Annotated in this window: 13 protein-coding genes; all 13 read left to right on the top strand. The window is 40.3% G+C overall.

Annotated elements, in window-relative coordinates; all coding sequences use genetic code 11:
- The first annotated feature begins 6 nt into the window (after positions 1-6).
- The 13 genes from IYQ91_RS02085 (at position 7) to IYQ91_RS02025 (ending at position 11796) form a co-directional block, all read left to right on the top strand.
- The gene (locus tag IYQ91_RS02085; protein WP_195672925.1) at positions 7-2403 is read left to right on the top strand and encodes a glycogen/starch/alpha-glucan phosphorylase; all 2397 of its coding nucleotides are present in this window, start codon (positions 7-9) and stop codon (positions 2401-2403) included.
- A 334-nt stretch (positions 2404-2737) separates the two neighbouring features.
- Positions 2738-2938: a F0F1 ATP synthase subunit C gene (locus IYQ91_RS02080; protein ID WP_003025282.1), complete on the top strand. Its 201-nt coding sequence runs from the start codon at positions 2738-2740 to the stop codon at positions 2936-2938.
- Positions 2939-2978: 40 nt separating this feature from the next.
- Positions 2979-3692: a F0F1 ATP synthase subunit A gene (atpB, locus tag IYQ91_RS02075; RefSeq protein ID WP_049516759.1), complete on the top strand. Its 714-nt coding sequence runs from the start codon at positions 2979-2981 to the stop codon at positions 3690-3692.
- A 14-nt stretch (positions 3693-3706) separates the two neighbouring features.
- A complete protein-coding gene (atpF, locus tag IYQ91_RS02070; protein WP_195672924.1) occupies positions 3707-4201 on the top strand; it encodes a F0F1 ATP synthase subunit B in 495 nt (164 codons plus the stop codon).
- Entirely contained in the window at positions 4201-4737 is a 537-nt protein-coding gene (locus IYQ91_RS02065; protein ID WP_195672923.1) for a F0F1 ATP synthase subunit delta, read from the top strand. The genes atpF and IYQ91_RS02065 overlap by 1 nt, the downstream gene beginning before the upstream one ends.
- A 15-nt stretch (positions 4738-4752) precedes the next feature.
- Entirely contained in the window at positions 4753-6258 is a 1506-nt protein-coding gene (atpA, locus tag IYQ91_RS02060) for a F0F1 ATP synthase subunit alpha (protein ID WP_195672922.1), read from the top strand.
- Between the two features lie 15 nt (positions 6259-6273).
- Positions 6274-7152 carry a F0F1 ATP synthase subunit gamma gene (locus tag IYQ91_RS02055; protein ID WP_003030484.1) on the top strand — a complete coding sequence of 293 codons (879 nt, stop codon included), beginning with the start codon at positions 6274-6276 and terminating at the stop codon, positions 7150-7152.
- Between the two features lie 34 nt (positions 7153-7186).
- Positions 7187-8593, top strand: a complete 1407-nt coding sequence (gene atpD, locus IYQ91_RS02050; RefSeq protein WP_003030503.1) for a F0F1 ATP synthase subunit beta — start codon at positions 7187-7189, stop codon at positions 8591-8593.
- Positions 8594-8603: 10 nt separating this feature from the next.
- Positions 8604-9023 (top strand): F0F1 ATP synthase subunit epsilon, encoded by a 420-nt coding sequence (locus IYQ91_RS02045; protein WP_003025266.1) that lies wholly within the window; start codon positions 8604-8606, stop codon positions 9021-9023.
- A gap of 104 nt (positions 9024-9127) precedes the next feature.
- Positions 9128-9358 (top strand): DUF1146 family protein, encoded by a 231-nt coding sequence (locus tag IYQ91_RS02040; protein WP_018543445.1) that lies wholly within the window; start codon positions 9128-9130, stop codon positions 9356-9358.
- A gap of 38 nt (positions 9359-9396) precedes the next feature.
- Positions 9397-10677 carry a UDP-N-acetylglucosamine 1-carboxyvinyltransferase gene (gene murA, locus IYQ91_RS02035; protein WP_195672921.1) on the top strand — a complete coding sequence of 427 codons (1281 nt, stop codon included), beginning with the start codon at positions 9397-9399 and terminating at the stop codon, positions 10675-10677.
- Positions 10670-10846, top strand: coding sequence for a DNA-directed RNA polymerase subunit beta (locus IYQ91_RS02030; protein WP_195672920.1), 177 nt, complete (start codon positions 10670-10672; stop codon positions 10844-10846). Before murA ends, IYQ91_RS02030 begins: the two co-directional genes overlap by 8 nt.
- Before the next feature lie 104 nt (positions 10847-10950).
- Positions 10951-11796 carry a DNA/RNA non-specific endonuclease gene (locus IYQ91_RS02025; RefSeq protein ID WP_195672919.1) on the top strand — a complete coding sequence of 282 codons (846 nt, stop codon included), beginning with the start codon at positions 10951-10953 and terminating at the stop codon, positions 11794-11796.
- Positions 11797-11908 lie beyond the last annotated feature (112 nt).

Raw genomic sequence — 11908 nt, 5'->3', positions numbered from 1 at the left:
TAAGAAATGGAACTAACAAAAGAACAGTTTCTTCAAGATTTTAAAGATATTTTACATGAAGAACAGTTAATTAAGGTAGAAGATGCCACTCCGACAGAGCTGTTTCAAACCTTAGCACGTACAATTCGCAAATACATCACTCCTATGTGGTTGGAACGACGAAACAAATTAGTAGAAGACAAGCAAAAAATTGCTTATTACTTTTCAATTGAATTTTTGCCTGGGCGAATGCTGGAAACCAATTTACTAAATCTTGGAATCCTCGATGTTGTCAAAGAAGGATTTGATGAATTAGGTATTGATTTTACAGCTGTCAAACAGGCTGAGTACGATATGGCGCTAGGGAATGGCGGTTTGGGTCGCTTAGCAGCAGCTTTTATGGATTCATTGGCAACCACAGGTTATCCTGGATTTGGTAATGGAATCCGCTATCGCTACGGACTTTTCAAACAAAAAATTGTAAATGGCTATCAAGTCGAATTACCGGATGATTGGTTTGGTAGTCTAGGAAACGTCTGGGAAACGCGGAAAGATCATGATGTTGTAGATGTTAAAATCTTTGGAAATGTTTATCTTCAAGCCAACAAGGAAGGTCGGATCGTTCCTGTTTATGAAAATTCACAAACTCTTCGTGCAGTACCTTACGACGTGCCACAAATTGGTTTTGGAAATGACGTTGTCAACAATCTTCGCCTTTGGGATGTCGAAATTCCTGAAGAATATGAGCTAGAATATCCAACAATTGAAGCACGCCGCAAAGTACAAGATATCACAGCTATTTTGTATCCAGATGATTCAAGCTATGAAGGAAAAGAACTGCGCTTGATTCAAGAATATTTCATGACCAGTGCCGGCTTGCAGACGATTATCAAATCTTATCGGAAGCAAGGGCTGCCTTTAGAGCAAATTCATGAAAAGGTATCGGTTCATATCAACGATACCCACCCAGCGGTTGCACCAGCAGAGTTTATGCGGCTTTTACTTGATGACTGCGGTCTTGAATGGGCAGACGCTTGGAATGCAACAGTAAAGACGATGAGTTATACCAATCACACCATTCTTTCAGAAGCCTTAGAAAAATGGGATGCGGAACTCTTTAAAAATGTTCTTCCTCGTGTTTACCAAATCATTCTTGAAATTGACAATCGCTATGTTTCTGATATGGCTGCACGCGGTATTGATCCGCAAGTGATTGAAAATACTCGGATTGTCAAAGATAATCAAGTCCATATGGCGCATCTTGCGATTATTGGAGGTCATTCGGTCAATGGGGTGGCAAAACTTCACACAGAACTTCTCAAAGAAGATACGCTCCGTGATTTTTATGCCATTTATCCTGAAAAATTCAATAATAAAACAAATGGTATCATTCAACGTCGCTGGTTGCAAATTGCAGATGAACCATTGTCAAATGAGATTGATCGCTTGATTGGTAACGGCTGGCGGACAGACATTCATGAACTTCGCAGGCTTTTAGCTTACAAAGATGACCGACAAGTTTTGAGTGAATTTTATAATGTCAAGCAAGAAGCTAAAGCGCGTTTAGCGGCTTTCATCAAAGAATCTACGGGAGTAGAAGTATCAACGGGAGCTATCTTTGATGTACAAGTGAAGCGGCTTCACGCTTATAAGCGTCAATTGCTCAATTTACTCCATATCCTTAAATTATATTGGGATTTAAAAGACAATCCTGATAAAGATATGGTGCCACGTGTCTTCATTTTTGGTGCGAAAGCAGCGCCAGGTTATCATTTTGCCAAATCTGTTATCAAATTGATCAACGAAGTGGCTAATCTTGTCAATAATGATGAGAGTCTACAAGGCAAGCTAAAGGTTGTTTTCCTTGAAAATTATCGGGTCAGCTTGGCTGAACTCATCATTCCTGCTGCAGATGTGTCAGAGCAAATCTCGCTCGCTTCCAAGGAGGCTTCCGGCACATCTAATATGAAATTCATGATGACAGGCGCCATTACTCTGGCAACCCTTGACGGAGCCAATATTGAAATCAAAGATGAAGTCGGAGATGACAATATTGTAATTTTCGGTATGGACAAAGATGAAGTCTATGACCATTATGCCCGTCATGATTACTACTCACGCGGTGTTTATGAAAGCAATCTTGTGGTTCGCCGTGTGGTGGATAGCTTTGTGGACAGAACTATTCCAAATGTCCGAAATGAAGGTTCTGAGATTTATGAAGCTTTGATTACACACAATGACGAATACTTCCTTCTAGAAGACTTTGCTTCATACGTAGCCGCACAAGAAAAGATTGATCAACTCTATCGCGACAAAGAAAAATGGGCGCGCATGAGTCTTGTTAATATCGCAACGTCTGATAAATTCACATCAGATGATACGATTGAACAATACGCCAAAGAAATTTGGAACCTAAAAAAGTAATAAGCTAGGGGCTGGGACTTATCCAGCCTCTTTGTTGAAAAAGTGAATTGTAGTTTTTGTCTATATTTAATCGATAAAGATTGCCTATAATATACATATATAGGGAAACAAAATTCGATAATTGGAAATAGCTATTTCCACATCAACAAACTGATAGTGGGATCAAGTTCGTTTTACTACTATTTTAAAACCACAATTGTTGCAGGATAGCCTACTTTTTTGGAAATTGAAAGAAATCCGTATAAAACGTTTCCAAAAGACAAAAACATTTGACAAAAAGAATTTTTAGGACTAAACTAAGTAAGTAAATTTTAAACATAAAGGAGAATTCATCATGAATTTAACATTTTTTGGATTATGTCTTGCCTGTATGGGTGTTTCACTCGCTGAAGGGTTTTTAATGGCAAATCTATTTAAATCAGCATCACGTCAGCCAGAAATCATTGGTCAGTTGAGAACACTTATGATCATGGGGATTGCCTTTATCGAAGGTACTTTCTTCGTAACACTTGCGATGTCATTCATCATTAAATAAGAAAAGAAGGTTATCCTTTAGAAAAGGGGGGTGGAGTTCGTTGGAAGAAAGTGTAAATCCAACCATCACTTTAGGTCCTGTGACCTTTGATTTGACTCTACTTGCTATGTCTCTTCTAACCGTACTTATCGTATTTGCTTTCGTCTATTGGGCTAGTCGGAAAATGACGCTGAAGCCTTCTGGTAAGCAAAACGTCTTAGAATACCTCTATGATTTTGTCATTGGCTTTACAAAGGGCAATATTGGCGATAAGTATATGAAGAATTACTCTCTATTTATCTTTTCCTTATTCCTTTTTGTTGCAGTAGCCAATAACCTTGGTTTGATGGCGAAAGTGCAGACAACAAATGGTTATAACCTATGGACATCTCCAACGGCCAATCTTGCATTTGACTTAGGATTTTCATTCTTGATTACCTTGATTTGCCATGTCGAAGGGATTCGTCGTCGTGGAGTGAAGGCTTATCTCAAAGCTTTTGCGACACCTGCTGGAATGACACCGATGAATATTTTGGAAGAATTCACCAATTTTGCTTCTTTGGCTTTGCGGATCTATGGTAATATTTATGCGGGTGAAGTTCTGTCTGGCTTGTTATTAACTTTGTCACAACAAGCTGCTGCTTGGTATCCAATAGCATTTGTCTTGAATCTCATTTGGACAGCTTTTTCAGTCTTTATTTCATGTATTCAAGCCTATGTATTTACCATGTTGACATCTATGTATCTAGGTAAGAAAATTAATGGTGAGGAATAGAAGGGAGAAAAGAGATGAATATTACTTTAGGTAGTCTTATTGGGAATTTTATCCTTGTAGCAGGCTCATTTCTTCTGTTAATCGTTTTAATTAAGAAATTTGCCTGGGATAATATTACAAGTACTTTTGAGCAACGTGCCAAAAAGATTTCGGATGATATTGATGGCGCAGAATCTGCTCGTCAAAAAGCAGAAGATTTGGCTCAAAAGAGAGAAACAGAATTAGCAGGTAGTCGTCAAGAAGCGACAACAATTATTGAAAATGCCAAGGAAACTGCCGAGAAAAACAAGGCAGGAATCTTGGCAGATGCAGCTGATGAAGCTGGACGTTTAAAAGAAAAGGCTAATCAAGAAATCGCTCAAACCAAAGCAGAAGCCATGAACAGTATCAAAGGTGATGTAGCCGATTTGACTGTAAATCTTGCTAGCAAAATTTTAGGTCAAAAATTGGATCAAGAAGCTCACAAAGAGCTCATTGACCGCTATATTGACAAGCTAGGAGATGCTTAATGGACAAAAAAAGATATGCGGTAATTGAAAAATATACCACACCTTTTGTCCAACTCGTGATTGAAAAAGGTCAGCAAAAAGATGTTTTTGAAAAATTTCAACAAATCAAAGACATTTTTGACAATACCCATTTAGCTGCTTTTTTGTCACATATTGGTGTTGATGATACAGAAAAAGAAAGAAGCCTTCGCTATTTTCAAGAATCTGATTCATCCTTGATTGACAATTTCATTGAAGTTATTATTCATAATCATCGTGAAGATCTTTTTTATGATATTTTAGTAGAAAGTCTTCACCAGCTTGAAAAGATTAGTAATGAATTTGAAGTGACAATCAAATCAGTTCAAGGTTTATCGGAGGAGCAAAAATCTAAAATTATTCCGATTATTGAGCGAAAATTTGGATTGCAGGTTCGTTCTTTAAAAGAAGAACTGGATGCAAGCCTCATTGGTGGCTTTATCATCACAGCTAATAATAAGACAATTGATGCAAGTATTAAACGTCAATTACAAACAGTAAAAGAAAATTTGAAATAGAAAGTGGTGTGAATTTTGGCGATTAACGCACAAGAAATCAGCGCTTTAATTAAGCAACAAATTGAAAATTTCCAGCCAAATTTTGACGTCACAGAAACAGGGGTCGTCACATATATTGGTGATGGAATCGCCCGTGCTCATGGTCTTGACAATGCAATGAGTGGTGAGCTGTTGATTTTTGAAAATGGCTCATACGGTATGGCACAAAACTTAGAATCAACAGATGTAGGGATTATCATCTTAGGTGATTTTACGGATATTCGCGAAGGGGATACCATTCGTCGTACTGGTAAAATCATGGAAGTGCCTGTCGGAGATGCTTTGATTGGTCGGGTTGTTGATCCGCTTGGTCGTCCGGTTGATGGACTTGGCGAGATTAAGACAGACAAGACGCGTCCAGTTGAAACACCTGCTCCGGGAGTTATGCAACGGAAATCTGTATCAGAACCGCTTCAAACAGGTTTGAAAGCGATCGATGCTTTGGTGCCAATTGGTCGTGGGCAACGGGAATTGATTATCGGAGACCGTCAAACTGGTAAAACAAGTATTGCGATTGATGCGATTTTGAACCAAAAGGGACAAGATATGATTTGTATCTATGTTGCCATTGGTCAGAAAGAATCCACGGTTCGTACGCAAGTAGAAACGCTTCGTCAGTATGGAGCGTTGGATTACACAATCGTTGTCACAGCGTCAGCTTCTCAACCTTCACCATTGCTGTTTTTAGCACCTTATGCAGGTGTAGCAATGGCAGAGGAATTTATGTATAGTGGCAAACACGTTTTGATTGTCTATGATGATTTATCAAAACAAGCGGTTGCTTATCGTGAACTGTCACTCTTGCTTCGTCGTCCACCAGGTCGTGAAGCTTTCCCAGGAGACGTATTTTATCTTCATAGTCGTCTTTTGGAACGTTCTGCCAAAGTTTCGGATGAATTAGGTGGTGGTTCTATTACAGCACTGCCGTTTATCGAAACGCAAGCAGGAGACATCTCCGCTTATATCGCAACCAATGTAATTTCAATTACAGACGGTCAAATCTTCTTAAGCGACAGTCTCTTTAATGCAGGTGTTCGACCTGCTATTGATGCGGGTTCATCTGTATCACGTGTAGGTGGTTCTGCACAGATAAAAGCGATGAAGAAGGTTGCCGGAACCTTGCGTATTGACCTTGCTTCTTATCGTGAACTGGAAGCATTTACCAAGTTTGGTAGTGATTTGGATGCGGCAACGCAAGCGAAATTGAATCGTGGTCGTCGGACGGTAGAAGTCTTGAAACAACCGGTTCATGAACCATTACCAGTTGAAAAACAAGTCGTTATTTTGTACGCCTTGACACATGGTTTCTTGGATAGTGTACCGGTTGATGATATTCTTCGTTTTCAAGCAGAACTGTTTGATTATTTTGATGCTCATCATGAAGACCTCTATGAAATCATTCGTACAACAAAAGACCTTCCAGAGGAAGCAGTCTTAGATGCTGCAATTACTGAATTTATCAATCAGTCTAGCTTCAAGTAAGAATAGAGGTGTCAGATGGCAGTTTCATTAAATGATATAAAAAATAAAATTGCATCCACAAAAAACACCAGTCAAATCACAAATGCCATGCAAATGGTATCTGCTGCTAAGCTAGGAAAGTCAGAAGAAGCGGCCAAGAATTTCCAAATCTATGCTTCTAAAGTCAGAAAGTTGTTGACAGATTTGCTTCATGGTCATGAAGTGCAAAATTCCAAATATCACCCTATGTTGATTAGTCGTCCGGTGAAAAAAACAGCTTATATCGTTATTACATCGGATCGCGGCTTAGTTGGCGGTTACAATGCGACCATTCTCAAATCCATGATGGAACTTTTTGCAGAATACCATGATAAAGATGATTTCGTCATCATTTCAATCGGTGGTATGGGCTCGGACTTCTTTCGGGCACGCGGGCTTCAGCCTATTTATGAACTACGTGGTTTAGCAGATCAACCGAGCTTTGATGAGGTTCGTAAAATCATTGGCAAAACGGTTGAAATGTACCAAAACGAATTGTTTGATGAATTATATGTTTGTTATAATCACCACGTCAATAGTTTGACCAGCCAAATGCGTGTTGAACAAATGCTTCCAATCGTGGATTTGGATCCAAATGAAGCAGACGAAGACTACGTTTTGAATTTGGAATTGGAATCTAGTCGCGATGTCATTTTGGATCAATTGTTGCCTCAGTTTGCTGAAAGTATGATCTACGGGGCAATTATTGATGCGAAAACAGCAGAAAATGCAGCTGGAATGACCGCGATGCAGACAGCAACAGATAACGCGAAAAAAGTTATCAATGATTTGACCATTCAGTATAATCGTGCTAGACAAGCAGCTATCACGCAAGAAATTACTGAAATTGTGGCGGGTGCAAGTGCACTAGAATAGTGTCACAGAAAATAAATATAAAGAGGAGAAAAGAATGAGCTCAGGCAAAATTGCTCAGGTTATCGGACCAGTCGTTGACGTTGCGTTTGCAGCTGGTGATAAATTACCTGAGATAAATAATGCACTTGTAGTCTATAAAAATGACGAAAATAAATCGAAAATCGTCCTTGAAGTAGCTCTTGAGCTTGGTGACGGAGTGGTTCGGACCATTGCTATGGAATCAACTGACGGGTTGACTCGTGGCATGGAAGTCCTAGATACTGGTCGTCCAATTTCTGTCCCCGTTGGGAAAGAAACACTCGGTCGCGTCTTTAACGTTTTAGGAGATACCATTGACTTGGAAGCTCCTTTTGGTGAAGATGCAGAACGTCAACCAATCCACAAAAAAGCTCCAACTTTTGATGAGTTGTCTACTTCATCAGAAATCTTAGAAACAGGAATCAAGGTAATTGACCTCCTTGCACCTTATCTAAAAGGTGGGAAAGTCGGGCTTTTCGGTGGTGCCGGAGTTGGAAAGACAGTCTTGATTCAAGAATTGATTCACAACATTGCCCAAGAACACGGTGGAATTTCTGTCTTTACTGGTGTTGGAGAACGAACACGTGAAGGGAACGACCTTTACTGGGAAATGAAAGAATCTGGCGTTATTGAAAAAACAGCCATGGTCTTCGGTCAAATGAATGAACCACCTGGAGCACGTATGCGTGTGGCTTTGACTGGTTTGACCATTGCCGAATATTTCCGTGATGTCGAAGGTCAAGATGTGTTGTTATTCATTGACAATATCTTCCGTTTCACGCAAGCAGGTTCTGAAGTATCTGCCCTTCTTGGACGCATGCCTTCAGCCGTTGGTTACCAACCAACACTTGCGACAGAAATGGGACAATTGCAAGAACGGATTACGTCAACCAAGAAAGGTTCTGTAACCTCTATCCAAGCTATCTATGTGCCAGCCGACGACTACACTGACCCTGCGCCAGCTACAGCGTTTGCTCACTTGGATTCTACAACCAACTTGGAGCGGAAATTGGTGCAATTAGGGATTTACCCAGCAGTTGACCCACTTGCTTCTAGCTCCCGTGCCCTTGCTCCTGAAATTGTCGGAGAAGAGCACTATGCTGTAGCAGCAGAAGTGAAACGCGTCCTTCAACGTTACCATGAATTGCAAGATATTATTGCAATCCTTGGTATGGATGAATTGTCAGACGAAGAAAAGACTTTGGTTGCGCGTGCACGTCGGATTCAATTCTTCTTGTCACAAAACTTTAATGTTGCTGAACAATTTACTGGGCAACCAGGTTCTTATGTACCAGTTGCTGATACAGTTCGTGGCTTTAAGGAAATCCTTGAAGGAAAATATGATCATCTTCCTGAAGATGCCTTCCGTGGTGTTGGTTCTATCGAAGATGTCGTTGCTAAAGCTGAAAAAATGGGATTTTAAGAGGTGACCTATGGCTCAAATGACAGTACAAATCGTTACACCTGATGGTCTGGTTTTTGATCATCATGCAACGTTTGTTTCCGTTAAAACTCTTGATGGAGAAATGGGGATTTTACCGCATCATGAAAATATGATTGCTGTTTTGGCTGTCGATGAGGTCAAAGTGAAGCGGATTGATGATGAAGATCATGTCAATTGGATTGCTGTGAATGGTGGAATTGTCGAAGTGGCTGATAATGTAATCACCATTGTTGCAGACTCTGCCGAACGTGCTCGCGATATTGACATCAGTCGTGCTGAAAGAGCAAAATTACGTGCTGAACGTGCTATTGAAGAAGCACAGGAAAAGCATTTGATTGACCAAGAACGTCGTGCCAGAATCGCTCTTCAACGTGCCATTAACCGAATTAACGTTGGAACAAGATTATAATATGTAAAGGCCAATTGGCCTTTTTTATAATGGCTTTTTTGTTATTGGTAGATGATTCGTGTCCGATAGTTTGCTCTCATCTATTTTTTTGGTATAATGGGGATATGATTCAGTTAATTTTTACGCTTAGTAGCCATATGATCTTTATTTTTCTTTCATTTCACTTGCTTTCTACTGTTGTGAATTGGGAAAAACTATTGAAAGTGAATGCTGACAATGCTTTTAGAATTCGTTTTTTGATTTTATTGCTTAGTATTGCGTTAGGCTTTTTGCTCAGCTCTTTCTTCCTCAGTCTCTATACATTAGGACGTGATGTGTTTAATAGCAATTTATAAGATGAGAAAAGTAATAAAATAAGTGTTTTGGAGAAAATATGGATAAAATTATTATACAAGGTGGTTCAAATCCATTAGTTGGTTCGGTTAAAATTGAAGGTGCCAAAAATGCTGTTTTGCCTTTGCTTGCAGCAACTATTCTAGCGACGACAGGGAAAACAACTCTAACCAATGTCCCTGTGCTATCCGATGTATTTACAATGAACAATGTAGTCCGTGGGTTGAATACAAAAGTGACCTTTGAGCAAGAAGAAAACAAGATTACGGTGGATGCTACACAGCCATTGAGTGAAGAAGCACCTTATAAATATGTCAGTAAAATGCGTGCTTCAATTGTTGTATTAGGACCTATTTTGGCGCGTAATGGTCACGCAAAAGTTTCCATGCCAGGTGGCTGTACGATTGGAAGCCGTCCTATTGACCTTCATTTGAAAGGGTTAGAGGCAATGGGAGCAGAAATTAAGCAGACGGCTGGATTTATTGAGGCCAAAGCTAACCGATTGCATGGAGCTCATATTTACATGGATTTTCCAAGTGTGGGTGCGACGCAAAATATTATGATGGCAGCAACGTTAGCAGACGGTGTGACTGTTATTGAAAATGCAGCTCGGGAGCCTGAAATTGTGGATTTAGCTGTTTTGTTAAACAAAATGGGTGCTAAAGTCCGTGGTGCAGGTACGGAAACATTAACTATTACTGGGGTTAAGGAATTGTCTGGGACAAGCCACAGCGTGGTGCAAGATCGTATTGAAGCTGGAACTTTTATGGTAGCAGCTGCTATGACGGGTGGCAATGTTCTTGTGCGAGATGCTATCTGGGAGCATAATCGTCCGCTCATCGCGAAATTGATGGAAATGGGTGTGTCTGTTACCGAAGAGGACGAAGGGATTCGGATTTGTTCCGATTTGTCTAAACTAAAAGCTGTCAATGTAAAAACTCTTCCTCATCCCGGTTTTCCGACAGATATGCAGGCGCAATTTACAGCCTTGATGACGGTTGCCAAGGGTGAATCTACCATGATTGAGACTGTTTTTGAGAATCGTTTCCAACATCTGGAAGAAATGCGTCGGATGGGCTTGCACTCAGAAATTATGCGGGACACAGCTCGTATCGTTGGTGGTCAAGCCTTGCAGGGAGCAGAGGTGATGTCAACAGACTTGCGTGCGAGTGCAGCACTGATTTTGACGGGCTTGGTTGCAGAAGGTGAAACAAAAGTAGGACAACTAACTCACTTGGACAGAGGCTATTACCAGTTCCATAAAAAGTTGTCTAACTTAGGTGCTTCTATTAAGCGAGTGAAGGAAGAAGACGATGAATAATGATTTGAAATACGTTGGAAAACAAGTTGGAATTGTTCTAGCAGTCTTGTTGCTTGGTTTGATTTTGTTTGCACTTGGCTTAGTTGTTGGCTACGGTGGAAAAAATCCATGGGCTATTTTATCGCCAGGTAAGTGGCAGGAAATCATCAGCAAATTCACAGGACAATAGATAATAATATTGATAGGAAAAAGGGAGTGAGACAAAAGTCATGATTTCGTAGCAATAGACTTTGTAGTCCCACCCCCTCCTATTTATTTAAAAAGGGGGGAGAAATGGCGAGAAAGAAGTCCAACCAGAAAGTAGCGCAAAGTGTAGTAGGCGTATTTCTTGCACTCGTTCTTGCGCTGGGAGGTTATTCTTTTAGCAATCATCGCACTAGTACGAGTCATTCTGATAGCTCTGCTATTAATCGAAGTATTCGGATGAATCATGCAGCACCCAGTCAAGAATTAGCACAGAGTGTTTTGACAGAATCCGTTAAACGACAGCTCAAAGGAAAGATCGAATGGAATGGATCGGGAGCCTTTATAATCAACGAAAATAAAACAACATTGGATGCCAAAGTTGCAAGCGTTCCTTACGCGGATAATAAGACCAAGCTTGTTCGAGGTCAGACTGTTCCGACTGTAGCCAATGCTCTTTTATCCAAAGCCACTCGTCAGTATAAGAATCGTGAGGAGACAGGAAATGGCTCTACGGCTTGGACACCTGCTGGTTGGCATCAGGTGAAGCATTTATCAGGTGAATATAATCATGCGGTTGACCGTGGGCATCTGTTGGGCTATGCTTTGATTGGTAACTTGAAAGGGTTTGATGCTTCGACCAGCAACCCGAAAAACATCGCTGTGCAAACAGCTTGGGCTAATCAAGCCAATACTGGTCATTCTACGGGTCAAAATTTTTATGAAACAAAGGTCCGCAAGGCACTAGACAAAAATAAACGAGTTCGGTATCGGGTGACTTTGATTTATGCCAATGAACAGGATTTGGTGCCGGTTGGTTCGCATATTGAAGGCAAATCTAATGACGGCAGTCTGGAAATAAATGTCTTTGTTCCCAACGTACAGACAGGACTTCGGCTAAATTATCAAACAGGAGAAGTGACTGTTACCAACTAGATTATTGCTAGTGTTGCATTTATATCATCTTTTTGTTATACTATTTTTACATGAGGTCGGACAAAAAGTATCTCAGCCTCTATCTAATTTAGTGATAAGCGAATGACGCAGT

This window comes from Streptococcus sp. HF-2466 (assembly GCF_015594645.1).
In the GTDB taxonomy this organism is placed as follows: domain Bacteria; phylum Bacillota; class Bacilli; order Lactobacillales; family Streptococcaceae; genus Streptococcus; species Streptococcus anginosus.
This window is presented reverse-complemented; position numbering and strand designations above follow the sequence as displayed.